Consider the following 25,652-nt stretch of genomic DNA (forward strand, 5'->3'; position numbering starts at 1 on the left):
TGGATTGTATGAAAGATTTTATATTTTTGATTGTTACTTCGTATTTATAAGGCAAAGGCTTAAATGGTTACGGTTGTTGATAGAATTACAAATAGACGTTTGCGTCATCCTGAAAAGGCACATCGTCCTGATACAAGCGTTCAAAAAAAACCAGATTGGATTCGTGTAAAAGCGCCAACATCACCAGTTTATAAGGAAACACATGGTATTGTACGTACGCATAAGTTAGTGACTGTATGTGAAGAGGCTGGTTGCCCTAATATTGGTGAATGTTGGAGCCAGCGGCATGCTAGCTTTATGATTTTAGGTGAAATATGTACGCGTGCTTGTGCTTTTTGTAACGTTGCAACAGGTATTCCACTTGCCGTTGATGATAATGAGCCAGAACGTGTAGCCGATGCTGTTGCACGGATGGAATTAAAACATGTTGTCATTACATCTGTTGATCGTGATGATCTTGCTGATGGTGGTGCTGAGCATTTTGCAAAAGTTATTTATACGATTCGTCAAAAAACTCCTAAAACGACAATTGAAGTTCTGACACCTGATTTTCGTCATAAGGATGGCGCTTTAGAAGTTGTTGTTGCTGCTAAGCCTGATGTTTTTAATCATAACTTAGAAACAGTTCCTTCTAAATATTTGAAGGTTCGTCCAGGGGCACGTTATTTTCATTCAATTCGTTTATTACAACGCGTTAAAGAACTTGATCCAACAATTTTTACAAAATCGGGAATTATGGTTGGCCTTGGGGAGGAGCGAAATGAAATTTTGCAATTGATGGATGATTTGCGCTCTGCTGATGTTGACTTTATGACGATTGGACAATATTTACAGCCTACACGAAAACATCATCCAGTTGTTCGTTTTGTGCCTCCTGAAGAATTTGAGTCTTTTGCCAAGATTGGTAAAGTAAAAGGATTTTTACATATGGCCTCCAATCCTCTGACGCGTTCATCTCATCATGCTGGAGATGATTTTGCTATTTTGCAAAAAGCGCGCGATGAAAAATTTTCCTTACAGAGATAATTATGCCGATTTTTACAATACATCGGCAGATCACCCATAGTGCCAGTGAAATGTTTGATCTGGTTTCAGATATTGAGCGTTATCCTGAATTTTTACCAATGTGTGAGTCTTTAATAGTACGTTCTCGAAAAGAGTATGGGAAAAAAATATTGCTTCTTGCGGATATGACCGTTGGCTATAAGATTATCCGTGAAACTTTTACGACTCAAGTATTTCTTCAGCCGGAAAAAAATCTTATAGAAGTTAAATACATTGATGGTCCATTCAAATATCTTGAAAATCGTTGGACCTTTCATGGTATTGAAAATACCAATGCATGTAATGTAGAGTTTTTTATTGATTATGAATTTAAAAGTAAAACGCTTGGATTAGTGATGGGCTCAATGTTTGATATTGCGTTTCGCAAATTTACCGACGCTTTTGAGAAGCGTGCGCATCAGATTTATGGCTCTACGGTAACATAGTCTATTCTGTTATTTTTTAACAATACGTATTGCTTATAACAGCGTGAAGGTGAAAACCGGTTTCCATCTTTACTATTTGTTTTTAATTCAGCTTTCAAAAGTATACTAAAGGAATATCATTTTAAATGATGAAGATGATGCACAGCTTCACGCTTTTGTTTCTCTCTTTTTTAATGGAGGCACATCCGTTAAACAAAACGTCCAAATAGAACATGCTTGCGTCTACCCATTTCATAATAGCGCACATAACAAATAGTATAGATCCTCGTAAAAGTATATAAAATAAACATCTTTACACTTACGAAGAAGTCAGCCTGCACCATTTATTTGCCATCTCTCAAGATGTTGCGCTAGCTCTTAGCATTTGAGAGAGGTACGAGTATCCCTTTCTTTATTCATTTTATTTATACAGTTTTTTTCTTGTGGCGTGCAAGTGAATAAATTTGATTAATTCAACTTAAAGCTGTGATTCAATAAATCATTTTTTCAAGATGTTGACGATTATAGACTCAATGTGGAATAGAGAGCTTTGAAATTAGTACGGGGAATTCAGTGAAGCAATTCCAGAATCATTTTAAAAACATTTTCAACAGTTGCATGGCGGATAGCATTGCGGTTAAGATGACCAAAGTGCATTTCTTTGTGCAGAGTTTTATGATTTTTGTAAGCAACTGCGCAATGCACAAGTCCTACAGGTTTATCAAGACTTGCTCCTCCTGGACCAGCAATTCCTGTTACAGAGACTGCAATGTCAGCTTGTGAATGTTTTAATCCACCCTCAGCCATTGCAAGAGCAACTTCTTTTGAAACGGCGCCATAGGTTCTTATAAGTTCAGCACAAACGCCAACAAGGCGTGTTTTAGATTCATTTGAATAAACAACAAATCCACAATCGAGAACATCTGACGAGCCTGCAATATTTGTGAGGCTTGCAGCAATGAGTCCTCCTGTACAAGACTCTACAGTTGTTAACAGCAAACCTTTTTGGCGAAAGATATTAAGGACTTCATGTGCTTGTTTTTCACAAAGATATGTCATTGGGGAAGTTCTCCTGAATAAAGAACGCTCGCTGTTGCAAGAGCAGCAATTCCTTCACCGCGACCAATAAATCCAAGCTTTTCATTTGTTGTTGCTTTGATAGAGATTCGATCAGGTGTTATTGAAAGTATCGTCATAAGATTTTCTGTCATGGCATGACGATAGGGACCAATTTTAGGATTTTCAGCAATAATTGTGATATCAACATTGGCGATACGACCACTTGCTTGTTTTAGAATATCAAGAGCATGACGGAGAAAAATTTCTGATGATGCATTTTTCCATTGAGGATCAGAGGGAGGGAAATGTGTGCCAATATCTCCAGCACCTCGTGTAGCGAGCAGGGCATCTGTTAGCGCATGAAGAGCAACATCCGCATCGGAGTGTCCATTTAATTTTTTATGAAAAGGGATTTTTATACCACATAAAATAAGAAAATCACCATCCTCGAAAGAGTGAACATCATAACCATTGCCGGTGCGGATATCAGGAAATATTTGCATTTTCTTTTGGAGATATAAATGTGCGGTATTAAAATCTTCATGCCATGTAATTTTTATGTTGTTAGGATCCCCAGGAACGGTACGCATAGGAATTCCAAACCATTCGGCAATCGCAGAATCGTCAGTGAATTCTTTTTTGCAAGCTTGTTTTGCTTGCTTATGGGCCGCTAAGATATGTTCAAAGGGAAAACACTGTGGAGTTTGTGCACTATAAAGATGGGTACGGGGAATTGTTTCTAAAACATGCTGATTATTTACACGTTTAAGGGTATCAGAGATGGGAAGAACAGGAAGAACACCTTCTTGAGGCGTGATTGTGTTGTGAATGTTATCAAGAAGCTTGTTTTCGATAAAGGGGCGTGCACCATCATGAATATGCACATATTGGAGATTGAATTTTTTGAGTGCCTGAAGTCCATGTAAGGTAGAGATTTGACGTGTATTGCCTCCTTCAACGATAATAAGGCGCTCTTTAAAATCGCCAATAGCTTGTTCACAGATTTGATGATCTTCTGGATGAATAACAAGGATAATTGTTGTGATAGCTGGATGCCGCAAAAAACAATGCACGGTATGATAAATAATCGGCTTTTGTCCTAGAAGCCGATATTGTTTTGGAATTTTATGGGGAGATCCTGCTCTTTCACCACGTCCAGCGGCTAATATTATTGCTGCAATAGAAATAGCTAATCTCCTTATGTTATAATCTTAGTTTGCCTGTTTGTCATTAATTTTAAAATGATTTTGAAAGGATGGTTGTTGTAGATCAGCAAGGGATATCACGGATAATACCTCAAAAAAAGCATTTAATGCTTTTTGAAGTGCGGTATTTAAACCACAAAAATCGATCAAGGGGCAAGTTGGTTCTGCAGTATCGAAACATTCTGCTAGGGAAAAGTTGTCTTCTGTTACTTTCACAACATCAGCGACTGAAATCTCTGCTGCGGGTTTCGCCAACCTAACTCCACCATTGCGTCCACGCACTGTTTGTATAAAACCTGCTTGAACAAGCAGCTGAAGGATTTTAAATAAAAAAAGTTCTGAAACGGCATATGCTTTAGCAATTTCTGGAACACGACTGAGAGTTCCCTGATTATCTGCACAATACATGAGCATTCGAAGAGCATAATTTGTTTGTTTTGTTAATCGCATCTCATTTCCTTCGTAAAGTATCGTCGAACACAGTTTATTTTAAGATATTTTGCAAAATGTAGAAGTTCTTTCTCATTGACTATATTTGCCCTATTTTAAATGTAGTATTAGTATTGTCAATTTTTGCTACAAAAGGTTATATGAGAATAATGGGATAAGGGTATGTAAGCTCATGATGAATATAACATCTGTGACGAATCTTCAAGACATAGATAAAAATACTTATAACGATGAGTTGTATCGTTTAAGTAAGGTATATATTTTTTTAGGGATTACAATTATTGTATTGGCTTTACTTACGGCCTCTGTTTCATTTATTATTCTTATTGGATTAACCCCTGTTGTTCCCAGTAGAACAGTAACCCTTATTCTTATAGGGATTAATAGTTTTTGGGTTTTAGGGCTTATTGTCATCGTTTTTTATGAGATGATTCCGATAATTCGTGCTTGGCGTTCAAGGCGTGCAGGATCGCGTCTTCATGTGCGCCTTATTTCATTGTTTGCACTTGTTGCAACAATGCCGGCTGTTGCTGTAGCTCTTGTATCGGGTCCAGCACTAAATTTGGGACTTGATCGATGGTTTGATACAACAACGCGGCAAATTGTGGGCTCTTCTATTGATTTAGCAAATGCTTATGCAGATGAAATGCTTCAAAATTTAAAAAATTTATCCTACGCGATGGCATTTGCACTTGATAACAAAAAACTCTTAGAACGTAATCCGGCTGAATATAGGATGCAATTGACACGTCATGCTCTAGGACGCAATTTGCGTGGCGCATTTTTGTTAAGTTCTAGCGGAGCTATTTTTATATCGAGTGCTCTTGGTGATGAAGATAAACTGCCAATTCCTCCTTCCAATCTTATTGAACGTGCAACCAGTGCGAGGCCTTTTTCTTTTCAACCAGGCGTGCATGATTATTTTGGTATTATTTTAAAATTTACCAACATTCCAAACACATTTTTATATTTGGTGCGTGACGTTGATAAAGGTGTTTTATCTGCTTTGCGTTTAACAGAAGTCAATACAGATCGTTATCGTGATTTAAACGAAAATCGCCTGCTGACACAAATTGCATTTGGTATGCTTTATTTATGTCTTTTTTTTAGTTTATTCTTATCAGCTATTTGGGCTGCTATTGCTGTCGCTGATCGTTTAGTACGTCCTATTCGTCTTCTCATTAGTGCTGCTGATGATGTTGCTACTGGAAATATGGAAATTTTTGTGCCGGTACGCGCGAAGGATGGAGATATTGGGCAACTATCCAAAACTTTTAATTACATGGTCAGTGAATTGAAAAGTCGGCGCAATGAGTTGATTGCAGTGCGTGATCAAATTGATGAGAGACGGCGTTTTTCTGAAGCAGTGTTATCGGGTGTAACAGCAGGAGTAGCGGGTATAGATGATAATGGTGATATTACAATTATTAATCGATCTATTGAAGCTATGTTTGATATTCGCTCTGAACACGTTGTTGGACAAAGTCTTTTATCTTTAAGTGCTGAAATTTGGCAGGTTTTTCAGTTTGCACGTTCATTGGATCGTAAAAATCATCGTGAGCAGGTTGCTTTAAACGTTGCAGGAAAAGAGCGTGTCTGTAATGTCCAGGTTACGATGGAAGAGGATGATGGACAGGGGCAATCTTGGGTTCTAACAATTGATGATATTACAGACCTTGTTGCAGCGCAACGTACAGCGGCGTGGGCGGATATTGCACGGCGTATTGCACACGAAATAAAAAATCCCCTCACACCCATTCAGTTGTCCGCTGAACGCATTCGTAAACGTTATAACAAAGTTATTACACAAGATAGAGAGGTCTTTGAGCGGTGTATTCAGACAATTATTCGACAGGTTGGAGATATTGGGCGTATGGTTGATGAGTTTTCCTCTTTTGCACGTATGCCCAAACCACAAATGCATATTTTAGATATACGAGAATTGTTGCGTGAAGCATGTTTCTTGATAGAAGTGACACGACATGATATTCATTTTGAGCAAGATTTAGGAAGTCTACCACTTATGGGTGCATTTGATAACCGTCTCATTGTACAAGCTTTTTGCAATGTGATCAAAAATGCGAGCGAATCCATAGATTCAGTTATGCGAGAGGAAAATATTCACGGTCATATTCTTGTCCGTTCTTATCGTCAAGAGGAATGGGTGGTTGTGGATGTTGTTGATAATGGGAAAGGACTTCCTAAAGAGCAAAGACAAAAGTTATTAGAGCCCTATATAACAACGCGGGAAAAAGGAACAGGGCTCGGGTTAGCCATTGTGCGCAAAGTTATTGAAGATCACGGTGGTTCCATGGAGCTTCATGATGCACCGGAGAGTTTTTATGAAGGTCGTGGTGCAATGATTCGTTTGATGTTTCCGGCGGATGGGGGTAAGCAGGGTAGTGTTATACAAGCCATAAATCATAAGATAGGGGAATAGTATGGTATCAGATATCTTGATTGTTGATGATGAAGCAGATATTCGTGAGCTTGTTGCTGGTATTTTAGATGATGAAGGTTATGAAACGCGTGTTGCTTGTAACTCTGATGAAGCATTGGCTCAAATTAGTGAGCGTATTCCAAAGCTCATTTTTTTGGATATTTGGCTACAGGGTAGTCGTCTCGATGGTTTAGCACTGCTTGATGAAATTAAAACGCAATATCCGGCTCTTCCGGTCGTTATGATCTCTGGTCATGGTAATATTGAGACGGCTGTTTCCGCTATAAAACGAGGGGCGTATGATTTCATTGAAAAACCTTTTAAAGCTGATAGACTTGTATTGGTTGCGGAGAGAACACTTGAAAACTCAAATTTAAAACGTGAGCTTTTAGAATTGCGAAAGCGTTCGAACGAGACATTGGAGTTGCTCGGAAAATCGACAGTTGTAAAAAATTTGCGTCAAATCATAGAAAAAGTAGCACCAACCAATAGTCGCGTCATGATAACAGGTCCTTCAGGGGCAGGAAAAGAGACTGTTGCACGAACTATTCATGCGCTCTCAACACGTTCGAATGGGCCATTTGTTACAATAAATGCTGCAACGATTACTCCGGAAAGAATGGAAATAGAGCTGTTTGGTAGTGAAATGGAAGGAAGAGAGCGCAAGATCGGTGCCTTAGAGGAAGCTCATGGCGGTATATTATATCTTGATGAAATTGCTGACATGCCACGTGAGACTCAAGGTAAGATTCTTCGGGTGTTAACGGGGCAGACATTTGAAAGAGTTGGCGGCACAAAACGTGTTAAGGTGGATGTCCGTATTATTTCTTCGACAGCGCAAAATCTTGAAAACCTCATTTCCGATGGGCGCTTTAGAGAAGATCTTTTCCACCGTCTTTCCGTTGTTCCTATTGCTGTTCCGCCTCTTTCAGCGCGTCGTGAAGATATTCCAGAACTTGTACATCATTTTGTAAAAACAATATCACAGCAGGTTGGGATTAAACCGCGTGCAATCAGTGATGATGTGATTGCTATTTTGCAAACGCATGCTTGGCCGGGTAATGTGCGGCAATTACGTAATAATATTGAGCGTCTTCTTATTCTTGTGCGGGATGGTGATGGTCCTATAACAGCGGACTTTCTTCCCAGTGAAGTAAGTGATTCTTTGCCACGTCTTCAAATGGATTCAGATGAAAGTATAATGGATTTGCCTTTACGTGAAGCACGAGAATTGTTTGAAAAGAGATATTTAGTGGCGCAGATTGGGCGTTTGGGTGGAAATATATCACGTACTGCTGAATTTATAGGCATGGAGCGTTCAGCTTTGCATCGTAAACTTAAAGCGCTTGGAGTTTCTTAAAGCGATGCGTGTTATTATTTGCGGAGCAGGACAGGTTGGTTATGGGATAGCAGAGCGTCTTGCTGCTGAAAATCACGATGTTACTGTTATTGATATTGAAACGAGATTAATTGAAAAGATTCGCGATACATTGGATGTGAGAGGTTTTGTTGGTCACGGTTCACGTCCTGAAGTTCTTTTGGCTGCAGATGCAGACAAAGCTGATATGTTGATTGCTGTTACTTTGTTTGATGAAGTCAATATGGTAGCTTGCCAAGTAGCACATTCATTATTTAATGTGCCCACAAAAATTGCTCGTATTCGTTCACAATCTTATTTAGAACCACGTTATAAGACGCTTTTTTCCAGAGAGAATATTCCCATTGATGTGGTTATTTCGCCAGAAGTTGAAGTTGGGGAAATGGTTTTGCGCCGTATTGCTTTACCTGGTGCAATAGATGTTCTTTATTTTTGTAATGATGATGTTGTTGCGTTAGCTTTGGAATGCATGGAAGATTGTCCAGTTATTAATACACCTTTACGTCAATTAACAGAGCTTTTTCCAGATCTTCATACGACGGTTACCGCTATTAAACGTGGTGCGGAATTATTGGTTGCACATTCAGAAACGCAATTACGCGTTGGTGATATAACCTATCTTGTTGTTTCTCGTGAACAGATGCGTCGTGCTGTTGGGCTTTTTGGTCATAAAGAACAAGATGCCCACCGCATGATTATTGCAGGGGGTGGTCATATTGGTCTTTATGTTGCACAGGCTATTGAAAAGCGTTTCCATAAATTAAAATTGAAGATTATAGAATCGCATAGAGAAAGAGCCCTCACAATTGCTGATCAGCTTGAAAAAACAACAGTTTTATACGGTAACGTGTTAGATCCAGTGATTCTTCAAGATGCGGGAATTGATCAGTCCGATTTAATGATTACATTGACCAATCAAGATCAGGTTAATCTCTTAAGCGCCATTATTGCTAAAAGATTGGGCTGCAAAGCCAATATGGTATTGATTAATAATGTTGCCTATCAAGAATTTAGTCGTGCTGTTGGTGTGGATGCATACCTTAATCCCCATAGCGTTACAATATCGAGAATTTTGCAACAAATGCGCCGTGGGCGTATTCGTTCTGTTCATTCAGTTTTTAATGGCCGAGCAGAAATTATTGAAGCTGAAGTGATGCAAACATCTTCATTGGTTGGTAAGTCATTATCAGAGCTCAATTTATCAGATGGTTTGAGAATTGGTGCAATTTATCGCAATAAGACAATAATACAGCTTTCGGCAGATACACGCATTTTGTCTGGTGATAGAATAGTGATTTTTGCTCTTGCTGATAGGGTTCGTGATGTTGAACAACTCTTTCGCGTAAGTTTAGAATATTTTTGATATATCATCTATGGATATTTGTACTTTTTGGTATAGTGGACAATTAAGATTGGTGGATAGGCTTTGTTTGTCCTCAATGGTTAAAACTGGACAGCGCATTAAGCTTTTTAGTTATGATAAAAAAATAGATAATCTCCCTGCTGGTGTTGAGTTGCATGAAGCCGAATCAATTTTACCACGCTCAGCAATTTATCGCCTTGATCCCGATTTTTCTGATGATAAACCAGGGTGTACAATTGTTCAGTTCTCGGATTTTTTTCGTGTTATGCTGATGAAATATCAACAAGGTGTTTGGTTAGATACAGATGTTTACCTTGTTAAACAATTTCATCCAGATGCGGATAAGGTTTGGTTGGCAAGAGAAAATAATACAAGAGTAGGTGTTTCTGCACTTTATTTTCCGCCTAATAACCCTATTATAAAAGTATTTGAAGATTATTGGGCAGGCACAGAAATTATTCCTCATTGGCTTGGGTTTAAGCGTCGTATTTGGAGACCGTTCTGGTTAAAGAGGAAAAAAATGCCGATTTTGCCGGGAAGTCTTGGCGTTACGATATTTGGCAATGATGGTATTTCGCGATTAGCAAAACGATATGGTTTTTTTCATGAAGCAAAGGAAAAGGAAACTTTTTATTATTGGACTGGGCGAAACGCTGAACGTATTTTTGAACCAGCTTTTGGCGTAAAGCCGCTTACAGATTCACGCTTGATAGGCTTTCATATTCACAGAAAGACAAAGACCACGAAAAGACCTCAGGAAGGAAGTTTTTACCATTGGGCGGTATCTCGCATTCCTGATGTTCATCATTTGTTTAGGTAGAGTTATTATTGCTATTTTAACTATTGAGATTTTAATCTATCTTAAACAGCTCTTGATTGTAGCTTGCACAAGAGAGTAATGTTAACATATGGATAAAAACATTGAATGTGTAAAGAGCGGTTGTTATATGAACGGAAAGTGAAAATATGAGTGATCCAATGAAAACAGCATTAAGCCTTGTTCCTATGGTTATTGAACAAACCAATCGTGGTGAACGGGCCTATGATATTTTTTCCCGTCTTTTAAAGGAGCGGATTATTTTTATTAATGGCCCTGTTGAAGATGGTATGGCAATGCTTGTTTGTGCACAATTGCTTTTCTTGGAAGCGGAAAATCCTAAAAAAGAAATTAGTCTTTATATTAATTCTCCAGGTGGTGTCGTAACATCTGGTATGGCTATTTATGATACTATGCAGTTTATTCGCCCTCCTGTTTCTACGCTTTGCATGGGGCAAGCGGCATCTATGGGATCTTTATTGTTAACAGCTGGAGCAAAAGGTCATCGTTTTACATTGCCAAACGCACGTATTATGGTGCATCAACCATCTGGTGGTTTTCAAGGTCAAGCTTCAGATATTGAGCGACATGCGCAAGATATTATAAAGATGAAACGGCGTTTAAATGAAATTTATGTTCAACATACAGGTCAAGATTATGAAATTATTGAGAAAACTCTCGATCGCGATCATTTTATGACAGCAGAAGAAGCCAAGGCGTTTGGCTTAGTTGATGATGTTATACAATATCGCGCAGAAACTGAAAAAGAAGAAAAAGATTAAGAATTTTTATAGAAAAAACAGCTACTTTAAATCACAGAGTTTTATAAAAAATATCGCAAAATAAGAGAAACACCTAAAAATATTGAGACATGCATGGTTTTCTATATGTCTTTTAGTTTTCATGATGAAAAGCTTCCTTTGAAAAGGAAAAGTATTCATATATCGTGGTGAAAGGAAAGAAAAATGAGCAAAATTAGCAATAGCGGGAACGAATCAAAAAATACTCTCTATTGCTCGTTCTGCGGCAAGAGTCAGCATGAGGTGCGTAAGCTCATTGCGGGGCCTACTGTATTTATCTGTGATGAGTGTGTAGAGCTTTGCATGGATATTATTCGGGAAGAAAATAAGTCTTCTGGGGTTAAGGTGCGTGATGGTGTTCCTACGCCACAGGAAATTATAACAGTTCTTGATGATTATGTTATTGGTCAGCAGCATGCAAAGCGTGTTCTTTCTGTTGCTGTTCATAATCATTATAAAAGGTTGGCGCATCAGTCTAAAAGCAATGATATTGAGTTGGCTAAATCAAATATTCTTCTTGTTGGTCCAACAGGCTGTGGTAAAACTTATCTTGCACAAACATTAGCACGTATTATTGATGTGCCTTTTACGATGGCGGATGCGACCACTTTGACTGAAGCAGGTTATGTGGGTGAAGATGTTGAAAATATTATTCTTAAGCTTCTTCAAGCAGCAGATTATAATGTTGAACGTGCGCAGCGTGGTATTGTTTATATTGATGAGGTTGATAAGATTTCTCGTAAAGCAGACAATCCTTCTATTACAAGAGATGTTTCGGGGGAAGGAGTTCAGCAAGCGTTATTAAAAATTATGGAAGGAACGATTGCTTCTGTTCCTCCTCAAGGTGGACGTAAGCATCCACAACAAGAGTTTCTACAAGTTGATACAACAAACATCTTATTTATTTGTGGAGGTGCTTTTGCTGGTTTGGAACGGATTATTTCAGGGCGTGGTGAAAAAACTTCCATTGGTTTTTCTGCGACCGTTAAGGCTCCTGATGAGCGTTGTGTTGGTGAAATTTTTCGTGATTTAGAGCCTGAAGATCTTATTAAATTTGGTTTAATACCAGAATTTATTGGGCGCCTTCCTATAGTCGCTACCTTAGAGGATTTAGATGTTAACGCCCTCATGCAAATTTTATCACAACCTAAAAATGCTTTAGTAAAGCAATATCAGCGTCTTTTTGAAATGGAGAATGTTGAGTTAGCATTTCATGAGGATGCTTTACGTGTTATTGCGAAGAAAGCAATTGAACGTAAAACTGGTGCTCGTGGTTTACGTTCTATTATGGAGAAGATCCTTCTTGAGACGATGTTTGAGCTACCGGCTCTTGAAGGCGTTCAAAAAGTGGTTATTTCGAGTGATGTCGTTGATGGGAAAGCGCGTCCTCTTTACATTTACTCAGAACGTGCAGAAGATAAAGAAAATGTATCAGCATGACATTGTGCGATGTACAATATAAAAGGTGGTAATGAACGGTATTTGATTTGTGTTTCTAATAATATCATTATAATGCTTGATTTATGTATTAGTAATTACCACTTCATGTATTGTGAAGAGCTGAGGTTTTCTAAAGGTGGGCTGGTTGTTATAGATAGCTCATAGGCTCCAGAAAGGAGAGTTATGCAATATATTGATGAAAAGACAGATGAAATAAGAGATGGGGTTTATGCTATTTTACCTCTTCGTGATATTGTTGTCTTCCCCCATATGATTGTTCCACTTTTTGTGGGCCGCGAAAAATCAATTCGTGCTCTTGAAGAAACGATGGCGGTTGACAAGCAAATACTATTGGTGACACAAAAAAATGCTTCTGATGACGATCCAAAATCAGAGGATATTTATCATATTGGTACATTTGCTAATATCCTTCAACTTTTAAAGCTTCCTGATGGTACTGTAAAGGTTCTGGTTGAAGGAACTGCACGTGCAAAAATTAGTCAATTTGCTTTAAGTGAAGGTTATCATCAGGCATATGCGACTGTTACAGAAGAATCTAGAGAGAGGGATGTTGAGATTGAAGCTCTTTCAAGGTCAGTGATTGCTTATTTTGAAAACTATGTAAAGCTTAATAAAAAAATCTCTCCTGAAGTTGTTAATGCGATTGGTCAGATTGACAATCCTTCTAAGCTTGCCGATACGATTGCTTCTCATTTGATGATTAAACTTGCAGAAAAACAGGAAATATTAGAGCTCTTACCTGTACGAGCCCGTCTTGAACGTGTTCTGTCCTTCATGGAAGGAGAAATTTCTGTTTTGCAGGTTGAGAAGCGTATTCGTTCGCATGTTAAACGGCAAATGGAAAAAAACCAACGAGAATATTATCTCAATGAGCAGATGAAGGCTATTCAAAAAGAGTTAGGAGCAGGTGATGATAGCCGAGATGAACTCTCTGAATTAGAAGAACGTATCAAGAATACAAAACTATCCAAGGAAGCACAGGAAAAAGCTGGGGCAGAATTGAGAAAATTACGGAATATGTCTCCTATGTCTGCAGAAGCGACAGTTGTACGTAACTATCTTGATTGGTTATTAGCAATGCCTTGGGGTAAAAAATCTAAGATTAAAAACAATTTAGATTTTGCTGAAAAGGTCATGAATAATGAACATTTCGGTCTTGATAAAGTTAAGGAGCGAATTATTGAATATTTGGCCGTGCAAAGTCGCGCGTCAAAGATAAAAGGTCCCATTATTTGTTTGTTAGGTCCTCCTGGTGTAGGGAAAACATCATTAGCGCGCTCTATTGCAAAGGCGACGGGGCGTGAGTATGTTCGTATTTCATTGGGAGGTGTGCGGGATGAAGCAGAAATTCGCGGACATCGCCGAACATATATTGGTTCGATGCCTGGAAAAATTATCCAGTCTATGAAAAAAGCAAAAAAATCTAATCCGCTTTTCTTGCTTGATGAAATTGATAAAATGGGACAAGATTTTCGTGGAGATCCTTCATCCGCTTTATTAGAAGTTCTTGATCCTGAACAAAACGGTACATTCATTGATCACTATTTGGAAGTTGAATATGATCTTTCTGATGTCATGTTTATCACAACTGCCAATACGCTTAATATTCCAGGTCCGTTAATGGATCGTATGGAAATTATTCGTATTGCTGGTTATACTGAATGTGAGAAAATGGAAATTGTTAAGCAGCATCTTTTACCAAAGGCACTCAAAGATCACTGTTTGTCTAAAAAAGAACTTAGTATTTCTGATGGAGCACTAAGGTCAATTATTCAGTTTTATACACGTGAGGCAGGCGTTCGTAATCTTGAGCGTGAACTCATGAAAATTTCCCGCAAATCCGTTACAAAAATTCTCAAAACGCATCAAAAATCTGTAAAAGTTACAGAAAGTAATATTCATGATTTCTTGGGTGTTAAACGTTATCATTACAATCAGATTGAAGGAGAAAATCAAATTGGTGTTGTGACAGGCCTTGCGTGGACAGAAGTCGGTGGAGAGTTATTGACCATTGAAGGAGTTATGATGCCCGGCAAAGGTAAGATGACTGTAACTGGAAATTTGCGTGATATTATGAAAGAGTCCATTTCAGCGGCAGCATCTTATGTACGTTCTCGTGCTGTTGATTTTGGTATTGAACCTCCGCTTTTTGAAAAACGCGATATCCATGTTCATGTTCCAGAGGGTGCGACGCCAAAAGATGGCCCATCTGCTGGGATTGCAATGGTGACAGCAATTGTTTCGGTCCTTACAGGAGTAGCTGTACATAAAGATATTGCAATGACTGGTGAAATTACTTTACGTGGACGCGTTTTACCAATTGGTGGATTAAAAGAAAAACTCCTAGCAGCTCTTCGAGGAGGGATAAAAAAAGTACTTATTCCTGAAGAAAACGCAAAAGATTTGGTTGATATTCCTGATGATGTCAAAAATAATATGGAGATTATTCCGGTAAATCATGTGAGTGAAGTTTTGAAACACGCCTTGGTTCGTTTTCCAGACACTATTGAATGGAAAGAACCTTCTACGGTGGCTGTCCCAATCCGGTCAGAGAGCAGTGATAGTGAAGGAATACAGATTGCACACTGATTCACTTATTTCATTTATAACGGCATTTTTTAGGTGGCAGAAGGCGTTGTTGAGGTTATTATTCTTTTTTTTTATTGGAAAAAGTGAAAAATTCCGTGAATAACTGTGATTATTACTAAAAAAACAATGTTTTGGATAAAAATAAGACTTCTGTTTGCTGTACTTTTCAATAAACTGACCAATAACATGATTAAGTCATGTTGTCAGGTAATATAGGGAAAGGAAATATTTTATGAATAAAAGTGAATTGGTTAGCTCCGTTGCTGAAAAGGCAGGTGTTTCGAAAGCGCAAGCTGGTGCTGTTGTTGATGCTTTTATGGCTTCTGTAACAGAAGCTTTGGCTTCAGGGGGAGATGTTCGTCTTCCTGGTTTTGGCTCTTTTGAAGTTTCTCATCGTGCTGCAACAAAGGGGCGTAATCCTTCAACTGGTGCTGAAATCGATATTCCAGCACGTTCTGTACCCAAATTTTCTGCAGGAAAAAGCCTTAAAGAGGCAGTTAATAAAAAATAATTTAAGCGGCATTAAAAAAACCCGATTTATTTATAAGCGGGTTTTTTTTTACACATGTATTATGCGCGTTTTCATATAAAACTTTGAGATCTTTGCAGTATTTTTTATTTTCATGTATTGCTGGTATTTTTGAAAATGATTTTAAGTGTTGTATAAAATACTGTCAGCTTAAAATATATTGTTTTTAGCCTTTTCAGTAAAATATTGCAGTGTATTAATGCAGTACGGGTATGGCTTATAAAATGTAATGTTAACTTGTATTACACTGAAGTGTTACGGTATTTATTTCAAAACAAGGTCCGTAAATAGTATGAGGCAAAAAATTCTGTAAAGTCTATAAAAGTTTATTATATACCGCCATTTGCGCTTAATAAAAGCGCATGTTGGTGCTGTCGTACTATTTTTCTCAGTTTCTATAATATTGCGACCAGCCCTCAATATCTGAGACGAGTGCATAAGGGATGGTTTTGTTCTTTTACTTATACGCCAACCTTGCTTGTAACGCACCAAGAGGATAATTTTTATTGATTTATTATAAGAGAGTCTGAAATGAAAGGATTTTATGATATTCAGACTTCGCTTTCAATATTGTAAATTTTCTTGGCATTTGAGAGGAAAGGGATAGATCCACCTCTATCCTACAAATATTTTTCTATATCTTTATTTCACTTGTGATATGCAAGCATTTTTTCTTCATCACACAAGAGTTAAAATGAGAGAAGATCACAAATTTTGAGGGAGAAAGTTAAAAAACAGAAAAATCAATCTTATAAAATAATGTATATTACGTAATATAAAATCTATCAATAGAGATAATATAGCATTGCTTATGTATTTTCCATCTATTAAAGTCTTTATTATTCATAATATATTTATATGATTATTTTATTTTTAGTCATTAAATCATATTAAATTGTTGATAGCGGTGAAGGTTTTTATAGCCAAAAGTTATTTTACAGCACCTACATAATTGAATAAATGATGAAACATAGGGTAGTATTTATTGATTGGGGGAGACAGTCTTTAAAAGGCTTTAGAATGATTTGTTCACGAGAGTCATAAAGATTTATTCAGTAGGTGAGAGGCAAATCGTGTGTTTTTTATAAACAGGAACTCTTTGATTCTTTATCTGCTAACCACTGAGTACAATCATTGAGAGCTCTCGCTGTTATGGCTTGTTTTTTTACTAATTTTTTTTCTTTACTTGGTAAGCGTTTTCCTGAATGTTTAATAGAAGCAATAGGGGGGAAGAGTCCGAAATTGATATTCATTGGCTGAAAGGACTGTGTTTCTGCTTTTTCATCTATGATGTGTCCCCCCGTAATATGACTCAAAAGGGCTCCGAATGCTGTAGTTTGTGGGGGTAGGCAAGGAGAAACATGATGATATTCGGCAGCAGCAAAACGTCCAGCAAGAAGCCCTATTGCCGCTGATTCTACATAACCTTCACATCCGGTAATTTGCCCTGCAAAGCGTAGTTGTTTTTTTTGTTTTAAACGAAGGGTTTGATCAAGAATAATTGGCGAGTTGAGGTAGGTATTACGGTGAAGACCACCAAGACGCGCAAACTCTGCTTTTTCAAGACCGGGAATCATTCTAAAAATGCGAATTTGTTCACCATATTTCAGTTTTGTTTGAAAGCCGACCATATTGTAAAGCGTTCCAAGTTTATTATCTTGGCGTAATTGAACGACAGCATAGGGTTTAACTGTAGGGTTATGGGCATTGGTTAAGCCCATAGGTTTCATAGGACCGTGTCTTAACGTTTCAAGTCCGCGCTCAGCCATAATTTCAATGGGGAGGCATCCATCAAAATAGGGCGTTTTTTCAAAGTCACGAAACTCTGTTTTTTCAGCATTTTTTAATGCTTCAACGAATGTTTTATATTGTTCTTTGTTGAGGGGACAATTAAGATAATCTTTTCCCGTTCCCTCAGGACCAATTTTATCATAGCGAGACTGATACCAACAAATGTTGATATCAATACTATCGGTATGGATAATAGGTGCAATCGCGTCAAAAAAAGAAAGAGCTTTTATACCGGTTATTGCTTGTAATTCTTGAGCAAGTGCAGGTGATGTAAGGGGACCCGTTGCAATGACAACATGTTTCCAAGCTTTAGGAATTTCTTGAACTTCTTCACGTTTGATTGTTATAAGAGGATGGTTTTCGATTGCTATCGTAACGGTTTTTGAAAATCCATCACGGTCAACAGCAAGGGCACTACCTGCGGGAACTTTGTTGGCATCAGCAGCTTTCATAATTAATGATTTCGCTAATCGCATTTCAGCATGTAAAAGCCCTACAGCATTTGTTAATGAATCATCGCAACGAAATGAATTTGAACAAACTAGTTCTGCTAATTTATCGGTTTTATGGGCATCTGATTTTTTTTCGGGTCGCATTTCATGCAAAACAACAGGAATTCCTGATTGAGCGATTTGCCAGCTTGCTTCACACCCCGCAAGACCGCCACCGATGATATGAATTGGGATATCGAATGTCTTTAACATAATTGACTTTTAGCGTAAGCAGTTATTTATGAAAAGCATAGATTTTGTTTTTTTAAATATATTTGTTTGCTTTTTTCCCGTAATTAATGGTATAGAGACGCCGCTTGTATAAGGTTATTAGCTTGTAAGTTTGAGCGGATGTGGCGAAATTGGTAGACGCACCAGATTTAGGTTCTGGCGGGAGACCGTGGGGGTTCGAGTCCCTCCATCCGCACCAAAGCAATCCCTTAAGTGCTACGGATTTCTACGTGTCTGAAATTCCGCTTCATGGTAAATGTAACACTCGAAGTGTTAGAATGTAATGATTATTAGAGTGGGTTTATCCCTCTCCTTAGGAAAATGAAGGTGTTTAATGCAGGTTACCGAGACGCTTAATGAAGGACTGAAGCGCGAAATTAAGATCGTGGTTCCAGCGAAAGATTTAGAAGAAAAGCTGAATGAAAGATTGGATGATACCAAGGGAAAAATCAAGCTTAATGGTTTTCGTCCCGGTAAAGTGCCTAGTGGGCATTTACGAAAAATGTATGGTAAATCCTTTATGGCGGAGATTCTCAATGAAATACTTAGTGATGCACCCCAGTCTATTTTAGCAGATCGCAATGAACGTGCAGCGATGCAGCCAAAAATTGATATAGATGAAGATGAAAAAATTCTAGATGGCAAAGCTGATTTTACTTTTAGTTTAAAGTATGAAGTTTTACCAAAAATTGAAATTAAAGATTTTGAACATATTAAGGTTATCCGTGAAATTGCAACTATTCCTGAACAGGATATTGATAATCAAATCAATCGCGTCCTTTCTTCTACGCGTAATTATTCCCTAAAAGAGGGGGCTTCTGAAGAAGGTGATCGTATTACCATAGATTATCAAGGTAAGCTTGAAGGCGTTCCATTTGAAGGTGGGGCAGATAGTGATGCACAACTGATTCTTGGGTCAAAACAATTTATTCCTGGTTTTGAAGAGCAATTGGTTGGTGTGAAAGCTGGGGATGCAAAAACGATTTTTGTTAAATTTCCTGATAATTACAGTGCGGCACATTTGGCGGGACGGGAAGCAGAGTTTGACATTACTGTCAAAGCTGTCTTTAAGCCAGATGAATTAAAAATTGATGATGAAGCAGCACAAAAAGTTGGTTTAGAGTCTCTAGATCGCTTACGTGAGGTCATTCGTGGGCAGATGGAAAGCCAATATGGTTCAGTGACACGTCAAAAAGTTAAGCGTCAAATTCTTGATGCTTTAGATGCTGATTATAATTTTGAGATTCCTGAAGAACTTTTAGAGATTGAGTTTAACAATATATGGGCTCAGGTTAATGATGATTTGAAAAAGGCTGAGCGCAGTTTTGAAGATGAAGGTATTACAGAAGAAAAGGCACGGGAGGAATATCGTGTCCTTGCGCAACGTCGTGTTCGTCTTGGTTTGGTGCTTTCTGAAATTGGAATGAAGGTTGGTGTTAAAGTTAGTGAGGATGAGCTAAAAGCAGCCGTTTTTGATCAGGTTCGCCAGTATCCTGGACAAGAGAAAGAGATTATGGATTTTTTCCGCAGGACTCCGGAAGCTGTTGAAAATTTACGTGCTCCAATTTTTGAAGAAAAGGTCATTGATCATTTATTAGCACAGATAAAAGTGACAGATAAAGAAGTGACGGTTGAAGAGTTGATGAAAGAATATGACGAATCAGATGTCCCTGAAGAAAAGCCGGCAAAGAAAAAGTCTGCAGTGAAAGAAACGTCTACAGAGAAAACATCAGCTAAGAAAAAGGCTCCTAAAAAAGCTTAATATTTATACAAACAGAAAAAGCCCGATAGAATCGGGCTTTTTGTAAGATTTATATCCTAGGATTGCACTGAGAGAATGGTTTTAGATAAGCCATGAGTATATTTTAAAATATTGGTAGTGGATTGGCAATGAGCATCATTGATACGCGTACTCCTGATTCGAAGCGTTTTATTTCTGGAGTTACAGGTGATTGGGAAGTCATCATTGGCATGGAAGTTCATGCGCAAATCATATCAAATTCGAAACTTTTTTCAGGGGCATCAACCAAATTTGGTGCAGAGCCGAACAATCATGTATCACTTATTGATGCAGCCATGCCAGGTATGTTGCCTGTTCTTAATCAAGAATGTGTTCGTCAAGCAGTTCGAACGGGGTTAGGATTAAAGGCGCATATTAATTTAAAATCTGTTTTTGATCGCAAAAACTATTTTTATCCAGATTTACCACAGGGGTATCAAATTTCTCAATTTCGTTATCCCATTGTGGGAGAGGGAAAGATTATCATATCTGTTGGTCCAGATTCGAATGGCCAATTTGAGGATATTGAAGTGGGAATTGAGAGGTTGCATCTTGAACAGGATGCTGGAAAATCGATGCACGATCAACATCCAACGATGTCTTTTGTAGATCTTAATCGTTCTGGTGTTGCTCTTATGGAAATTGTTTCCAAACCTGATATGCGCTCATCAGATGAAGCCAAAGCCTATATAACAAAATTGCGTACGATTGTTCGTTATTTGGGCACTTGCGATGGCAATATGGATGAAGGTTCTATGCGTGCAGATGTCAATGTATCTGTTCGTCGTCCTGGTAAAAATTTTGGAACGCGCTGTGAAATTAAAAACGTTAATTCTATTCGCTTTATTGGTCAAGCAATTGAGTATGAAGCGCGTCGTCAGATCGCAATTTTAGAAGATGGTGGTGTCATAGATCAAGAAACTCGGCTTTTTGACGCCGCTAAGGGTGAAACACGCTCTATGCGTTCAAAGGAAGAAGCGCATGATTATCGTTATTTTCCTGATCCTGATCTTTTACCATTAGAATTTGATCAAGCATTTGTGGATGCTTTGGCAGCAGACTTACCAGAATTGCCTGACGCTATAAAAGCACGTTTTGTTAAGGAAATGGGATTGACAGTGTATGATGCTTCCATTCTTGTGACAGAAAAGGCTATTGCTGATTATTTTGAAGAAGTAGCGCGTGGGCGTGATGGAAAAATAGTTGCCAATTGGGTGATTAATGACCTTTTAGGGGCTTTAAATAAAGATAATCGTGAGATTGAAGAGTCGCCAGTATCGCCAAATCAATTGGGAAGCATTATTGATCTCATAAAAGAAGGAGTTATTTCTGGAAAAATTGCCAAAGATCTTTTTGAGATTATTTGGAATGAGGGGGGAGATGCACGCCAAATTGTAGAAGAGCGAAATATGAAGCAGGTAACGGATACAAAGGCTATTGAAAGAGCTGTTGATGAGATCATTGCCAATAATTCTGATAAAGTTGCGCAAGCAAAGCACAAACCTGCTTTAGCCGGGTGGTTTGTTGGACAGGTAATGAAAGCAACAGGTGGTAAGGCAAATCCCCAAGCTGTTAATAAATTGGTTAAGATGAAACTTCGCATAGATTAAATTTTATGGGGTGGAGAAGAAGCCATACATATGATATCTTCTTGAAATTAAGGGATAGCACGTTATCCTATCAATCGGAATTGTAGCTGAAATTACTAGTAACTTTTTCGGTAATTTCAATCGTTAGCAATTTTATTCCAACGATTAATTTCATGAGCGCAGTAAATGAATGGAATAGCAGATGGCTCGTTTTTTTAAGCAAATCTTTACATGGTGGAATGGCAATACCATTGGTACGCGTTTTTTCACATGGCGCAAAGGTAAGCGGATAGGGGAAGATCAATTTGGAAATATATATTATGAAGGAGGACTTCATAAGGATGGTTATCCGCACCGTTGGGTTATCTATAAAGACTATTCTGAGGCCTCTACTATTCCACCAGGTTGGCACGGCTGGATTCATCATCGCTGTGAGTGTCCACCAACACAGGAGGATTATCATCCTTATGAATGGGAAAAGCCTCATGTCGCAAATATGACAGGGACAAGTGAGGACTATCGACCAAAGGGAGCTATCACCTCCAATGGAGAGCGTTCTTGTGTGCATGAAGATTATGATGCGTGGTCACCTAAAAAATAAAATTTTTAATGTGCGCGTGTGTTTTTGTCTTATTTGACTCTATGTTATGAAAAGAGTTATTTTTAAAGGTGCGATTGATTTTGATATGATGAGATTTTTTTTATTGTTAGGGGTGAGGCATTTTATATATATTTTTTTTATGGGAATTTTAGTGTTTTTATCCTTAAATAGTGGAGTGCGGGCTGAACGTATTAGCAATGGAGTTGCTGTTTTTGCAGGTCTTGACAAAATCACGGGGCGGACCACACGTTTTGAAGTTACTCTTGGTAAAATTTATCAGTACGGTGCATTACAGGTAACGCCACGTGCGTGTTATACGAGCTCTAAAGGTGAAGCAACGCGTACAACTGGTTTTGTTGAAGTCAATGAAGTGACATTAGATAAAAAAATACGGCGTATTTTTACAGGATGGATGTTTGCAGATAGTCCTGGTTTGAACGCTGTTGAGCATCCTATTTATGATGTGTGGTTAAAGGATTGCAAGCAGAATTCTCAAGATCTTCCTCTTCAATGATTAGTGTGTTATCTATTTATAATACATTGGTTTATAATGGTCCTTTATTATTTTACAACTTAATAAGAGGTTCAAATTCCTATGATTGCCTCATTTAAAGTTTTTTTATATTGAATTAATCCAAATTATTCTCTTGCGCATTGCAAGTAGCGGATGTGTAGATAAGAATCTCTAATATAAGGAATAAAAATTTCCTTCATGAACTGTTTAAATTCAAAGATGCATCATTAAAATCAACATATTTTTCAGTGTTTCATAGGAAACAGTTCTTGAATTATATTTGTTAGAGGTTGAAATGAAAGGCTTGTTTATATTTGTTAAAGAGATGAACTGAAGATTTTGCATTTATGAAGGAAACAGACTATCAAGTGAGTAATTCATCATGAAACACCAATGAGTATATCTAGAGAACGCTGTGTTGGTAGTTTTTTTCTCATAGAGATGTCGTCTTTCATTAAAAGAGTAGAAGTAATACAAGCTATATTAATGGAAAAATTAAGATTTAAGATTATTTAAAGTTTCTCAATCGAAGTATATTTTGGTTAAAAAATGCAATGATCAGTATATTTCTAGTAAAAAACAATTTTTATATATTTTTATTATACACCACCTCATAAGTGAGTTTGTCTATTCGTAAGTTCTTGTATATTACTTGATAACTTTACATTTTAATAAGCAGGATACCGCTAAGTTTGTAAATCATATTCTTGATATCCATGCTTTTTTAAATCTTTTGTATAAAATACACGTGTTTTCATGTAGAGCTATTGAAAATTTAAAAAGGGGCTTCGAAGAGGCGTTGAAAAGATTCTGCATCACTGGGAGTGGTATATTTATTTTGTATAAAGAATAACCCATTCTCTAAAGAATACGAGATTTTATAAAATGAAAGTTTCTAGTCACCAACATAATGATATTTCTCGATTACCGAAACAACCTAAAGAACCCTTGTTGAATGTTCCATTTATTATAGTTGTTTTGATAGCTTTTTGTTTTTGTCTTTATTGCATTTCTCAGTATTTTTTTTCTCATCAGGTTTATACTAAAAGTCTTGAATTTTTTTCATTTATACCAGCATTGTTTAAGAGGGATCCTGTAGCACTCTGTTATACCATGGTGAGTTATTCATTTATGCATAGTAGTTTTAAACATGTTGCTCTTAATATGGTTTGGCTTTTGATTTTTGGCTCTCCTTTAGCAAGGCATTTTGGTGCTTTACGTTTTTTAATTTTTTGGGTGTTAACGGCAGTTATTTCTGTTTTGACTTATTTTACATTTCATCAAGAAAGTATCATACCACTTATTGGGGCGTCAGGTGCCGTATCTGGAATGATGGGAGCTATTGCACGTTACGGTTTTCTTAGCGGCTATCTAGGTGTCAATGCACAGAACGAACAACTTTTTGGACCTTTATTGTCCATTAAAAAAGCTCTGTGTTCTAAGGAGGTGCTTGTTTATATGAGTGTATGGCTGATGACTGATTCTATTGTAGGTATTTCTTCTATTTTGTTTGAAGAAAAAGGTATCTCAATAGCATGGGAAGCTCATATTGGCGGTTTTTTTGCGGGTTTTTTGTTGGTTGGTTTTTTTGATGTTTCACAAAAAAATTAAAAACTAGAATCTAAGATATTTATGTGCCACATAAAGTGCTATTGTTGCTGCATTTGAAACATTTAATGATTTTATATTTCCAGGCATATCAAGGCGTGTTAAAGCACAAACGGTTTCACGTGTTTTTTTACGTAAACCTTTACCTTCTGCTCCTAAAACAAGAGCAATTTTATTCCCTGTTAATGCTGTTTCTAGAGGTTGATCACCTTCTGAATCGAGACCAAAGCTTGTAAAACCTGTTTGATGAAGTTCTTGAAGAGCTTCAGCGAGGTTTCGTACGGTAATATAATGAATCATTTCCAGAGCTCCAGATGCCGCTTTCGCAAGAACACCGCTTTCGTGGGGAGAGTGACGGCAAGTTGTAATAAGCGCTTTAGCTTTCAATGCAACTGCAGAGCGCATAATAGCGCCAACATTATGCGGATCGGTAATTTGATCCATGACAATGACCAGATCAGTATTGGTTAGTTCCGAAAGCTTGCATGGTTTGAGGGGTAAAGTTTCCAAAACAATACCTTGATGAACAGCCTCACTTCCAACAAGCGAATCAAGATATTTGGGGGTGCATAATGTAACAGAGCAAGGATAATCTGATTCGGATATATTTAATCGTTTTAAGGCATTTTGTGTAACGTAAAGACATTTTAAAATTCTTTTTGGGTTTTTTAAAGCAGCCTGAACAGAATGAATGCCATAAAGATGGATGATCCCTTGCTGTAAAGAAGCAGCGTTCTTCTTTAGGTGTGTAAAAGATCGAGAAGGAGAGCCTTTTGTATCGCGATATCGGCGACGTAAACGAGCATAATGAGAATTTTGTGATGTTTTTTCTTTCATAGCTTCTTTATAGCGTGTTAATAAGAAAAATAGAGAGAAAAAATCTATGATTTAAAGTTATGAGCAGGAAATTTGTACAGAATTGTATTTATTCTGTTGACAGATACAATAGTAATCGTCATAACCACTTCGCAATCAGATTGAATTGAATGGGTATTCAAGATGGTTGTCGTGATGTCTCATTGCGCGACTTTACCGGTGTAATGGAGGGGTGCCCGAGTGGTTAAAGGGGGCGGACTGTAAATCCGTTGCGTATGCTACGTTGGTTCGAATCCAACCCCCTCCACCATTCATCGAAGGAGAGTTAGTATGTGGGTCATGCGGGTATAGCTCAATGGTAGAGCAGCAGCCTTCCAAGCTGAATATGCGGGTTCGATTCCCGCTACCCGCTCCAAATGGTTGTTGGTGAGTGGGCAAATAGGTATGATGGAGGATATTCCATTTATAGATTGGGTAGGGTTTTCCGTCTAAGAGTCGTGGTGATTGAGCTGGTTACAGCTTAGTCGAATTGAGTTTTGCAGGACTGTCCCTAGGTGCTAACAAGAATAGGGAATAAAACAAGAGATTAATAGCGATGGCGAAGAGCAAGTTTGAACGAACAAAACCGCATGTTAATATTGGTACGATTGGTCACGTTGATCATGGGAAGA

20 protein-coding genes, 3 tRNA genes and 1 pseudogene are annotated in these 25,652 nt (G+C 37.8%); 19 read left to right on the plus strand and 5 right to left on the minus strand.

The features are described 5' to 3' along the window. Window positions 1-63 precede the first annotated feature (63 nt). Both lipA and ACFIKR_RS03540 read left to right on the plus strand, forming a co-directional pair. Entirely contained in the window at window positions 64-1,026 is a 963-nt protein-coding gene (lipA, locus tag ACFIKR_RS03535) for a lipoyl synthase (protein ID WP_375658857.1), read from the plus strand. A gap of 2 nt (window positions 1,027-1,028) precedes the next feature. Further along, a complete protein-coding gene (locus tag ACFIKR_RS03540; protein ID WP_375658858.1) occupies window positions 1,029-1,490 on the plus strand; it encodes a type II toxin-antitoxin system RatA family toxin in 462 nt (153 codons plus the stop codon). 549 nt (window positions 1,491-2,039) lie between these two features. Here the strand turns inward: ACFIKR_RS03540 and ACFIKR_RS03545 are convergent. The 3 genes from ACFIKR_RS03545 to rirA are packed head-to-tail and all read right to left on the minus strand — an operon-like array spanning window position 2,040 to window position 4,183. Further along, the gene (locus tag ACFIKR_RS03545; RefSeq protein ID WP_375636491.1) at window positions 2,040-2,528 is read right to left on the minus strand and encodes a CinA family protein; all 489 of its coding nucleotides are present in this window, start codon (window positions 2,526-2,528) and stop codon (window positions 2,040-2,042) included. Continuing rightward, window positions 2,525-3,715, minus strand: a complete 1,191-nt coding sequence (locus tag ACFIKR_RS03550) for a bifunctional 2-C-methyl-D-erythritol 4-phosphate cytidylyltransferase/2-C-methyl-D-erythritol 2,4-cyclodiphosphate synthase (RefSeq protein WP_375658873.1) — start codon at window positions 3,713-3,715, stop codon at window positions 2,525-2,527. Before ACFIKR_RS03550 ends, ACFIKR_RS03545 begins: the two co-directional genes overlap by 4 nt. A 24-nt stretch (window positions 3,716-3,739) precedes the next feature. Then, on the minus strand, window positions 3,740-4,183 hold the full coding sequence (gene rirA, locus ACFIKR_RS03555; RefSeq protein WP_375658859.1) for an iron-responsive transcriptional regulator RirA: 444 nt from the start codon (window positions 4,181-4,183) through the stop codon (window positions 3,740-3,742). A gap of 175 nt (window positions 4,184-4,358) precedes the next feature. On the opposite strand from rirA, the gene ACFIKR_RS03560 reads away from it, so the two are divergent. The 8 genes from ACFIKR_RS03560 to ACFIKR_RS03595 all read left to right on the plus strand — a co-directional run bounded on the left by ACFIKR_RS03560 (window position 4,359) and on the right by ACFIKR_RS03595 (window position 15,542). After that, window positions 4,359-6,623: an ATP-binding protein gene (locus tag ACFIKR_RS03560; protein WP_375658874.1), complete on the plus strand. Its 2,265-nt coding sequence runs from the start codon at window positions 4,359-4,361 to the stop codon at window positions 6,621-6,623. A 1-nt stretch (window position 6,624) separates the two neighbouring features. Further along, the gene (locus ACFIKR_RS03565) at window positions 6,625-7,983 is read left to right on the plus strand and encodes a sigma-54 dependent transcriptional regulator (RefSeq protein ID WP_012755009.1); all 1,359 of its coding nucleotides are present in this window, start codon (window positions 6,625-6,627) and stop codon (window positions 7,981-7,983) included. 4 nt (window positions 7,984-7,987) lie between these two features. Further along, window positions 7,988-9,364 carry a Trk system potassium transporter TrkA gene (trkA, locus tag ACFIKR_RS03570; protein WP_375619458.1) on the plus strand — a complete coding sequence of 459 codons (1,377 nt, stop codon included), beginning with the start codon at window positions 7,988-7,990 and terminating at the stop codon, window positions 9,362-9,364. Between the two features lie 10 nt (window positions 9,365-9,374). After that, complete coding sequence (locus ACFIKR_RS03575; RefSeq protein WP_375658860.1) at window positions 9,375-10,184, plus strand: hypothetical protein; 810 nt, start codon at window positions 9,375-9,377, stop codon at window positions 10,182-10,184. A 146-nt stretch (window positions 10,185-10,330) separates the two neighbouring features. Continuing rightward, window positions 10,331-10,963, plus strand: coding sequence for an ATP-dependent Clp endopeptidase proteolytic subunit ClpP (clpP, locus tag ACFIKR_RS03580; protein ID WP_375619460.1), 633 nt, complete (start codon window positions 10,331-10,333; stop codon window positions 10,961-10,963). A 183-nt stretch (window positions 10,964-11,146) separates the two neighbouring features. After that, on the plus strand, window positions 11,147-12,421 hold the full coding sequence (clpX, locus tag ACFIKR_RS03585; RefSeq protein ID WP_273723371.1) for an ATP-dependent Clp protease ATP-binding subunit ClpX: 1,275 nt from the start codon (window positions 11,147-11,149) through the stop codon (window positions 12,419-12,421). A 183-nt stretch (window positions 12,422-12,604) separates the two neighbouring features. Beyond that, on the plus strand, window positions 12,605-15,031 hold the full coding sequence (lon, locus tag ACFIKR_RS03590; protein WP_375658861.1) for an endopeptidase La: 2,427 nt from the start codon (window positions 12,605-12,607) through the stop codon (window positions 15,029-15,031). Window positions 15,032-15,263: 232 nt separating this feature from the next. After that, window positions 15,264-15,542, plus strand: a complete 279-nt coding sequence (locus ACFIKR_RS03595) for an HU family DNA-binding protein (protein ID WP_012231443.1) — start codon at window positions 15,264-15,266, stop codon at window positions 15,540-15,542. A 1,100-nt stretch (window positions 15,543-16,642) separates the two neighbouring features. Here the strand turns inward: ACFIKR_RS03595 and trmFO are convergent. Beyond that, on the minus strand, window positions 16,643-18,055 hold the full coding sequence (gene trmFO / locus ACFIKR_RS03600; RefSeq protein ID WP_375658862.1) for a methylenetetrahydrofolate--tRNA-(uracil(54)-C(5))-methyltransferase (FADH(2)-oxidizing) TrmFO: 1,413 nt from the start codon (window positions 18,053-18,055) through the stop codon (window positions 16,643-16,645). 134 nt (window positions 18,056-18,189) lie between these two features. Between trmFO and ACFIKR_RS03605 the strand changes: the two genes are divergently transcribed. The 6 genes from ACFIKR_RS03605 to ACFIKR_RS03630 all read left to right on the plus strand — a co-directional run bounded on the left by ACFIKR_RS03605 (window position 18,190) and on the right by ACFIKR_RS03630 (window position 24,168). Next, window positions 18,190-18,272, plus strand: a tRNA-Leu gene (locus ACFIKR_RS03605). Between the two features lie 135 nt (window positions 18,273-18,407). Next, the gene (tig, locus tag ACFIKR_RS03610) at window positions 18,408-19,835 is read left to right on the plus strand and encodes a trigger factor (RefSeq protein WP_375658863.1); all 1,428 of its coding nucleotides are present in this window, start codon (window positions 18,408-18,410) and stop codon (window positions 19,833-19,835) included. Window positions 19,836-19,963: 128 nt separating this feature from the next. After that, window positions 19,964-21,463, plus strand: a complete 1,500-nt coding sequence (gene gatB, locus ACFIKR_RS03615; protein WP_375658864.1) for an Asp-tRNA(Asn)/Glu-tRNA(Gln) amidotransferase subunit GatB — start codon at window positions 19,964-19,966, stop codon at window positions 21,461-21,463. Between the two features lie 181 nt (window positions 21,464-21,644). Further along, on the plus strand, window positions 21,645-22,043 hold the full coding sequence (locus tag ACFIKR_RS03620) for an NADH:ubiquinone oxidoreductase subunit NDUFA12 (protein ID WP_012755018.1): 399 nt from the start codon (window positions 21,645-21,647) through the stop codon (window positions 22,041-22,043). An 88-nt stretch (window positions 22,044-22,131) separates the two neighbouring features. Then, entirely contained in the window at window positions 22,132-22,557 is a 426-nt protein-coding gene (locus ACFIKR_RS03625; RefSeq protein ID WP_375658875.1) for a DUF2155 domain-containing protein, read from the plus strand. Between the two features lie 885 nt (window positions 22,558-23,442). Further along, complete coding sequence (locus ACFIKR_RS03630) at window positions 23,443-24,168, plus strand: rhomboid family intramembrane serine protease (RefSeq protein WP_375658865.1); 726 nt, start codon at window positions 23,443-23,445, stop codon at window positions 24,166-24,168. A 3-nt stretch (window positions 24,169-24,171) separates the two neighbouring features. Here the strand turns inward: ACFIKR_RS03630 and ACFIKR_RS03635 are convergent, their stop codons facing one another. Next, a complete protein-coding gene (locus tag ACFIKR_RS03635) occupies window positions 24,172-25,002 on the minus strand; it encodes a TrmH family RNA methyltransferase (RefSeq protein ID WP_375658866.1) in 831 nt (276 codons plus the stop codon). Window positions 25,003-25,207: 205 nt separating this feature from the next. On the opposite strand from ACFIKR_RS03635, the gene ACFIKR_RS03640 reads away from it, so the two are divergent. The 3 genes and pseudogenes from ACFIKR_RS03640 to ACFIKR_RS03650 all read left to right on the plus strand — a co-directional run. Then, window positions 25,208-25,291, plus strand: a tRNA-Tyr gene (locus ACFIKR_RS03640). Between the two features lie 31 nt (window positions 25,292-25,322). Next, a tRNA-Gly gene (locus ACFIKR_RS03645) sits at window positions 25,323-25,396 on the plus strand. 180 nt (window positions 25,397-25,576) lie between these two features. After that, window positions 25,577-25,652, plus strand: a pseudogene (locus ACFIKR_RS03650) (elongation factor Tu); the annotation flags it as partial.

This window comes from Bartonella sp. MR30HLJHH, from assembly GCF_042194195.1.
Classification (GTDB): domain Bacteria; phylum Pseudomonadota; class Alphaproteobacteria; order Rhizobiales; family Rhizobiaceae; genus Bartonella; species Bartonella grahamii.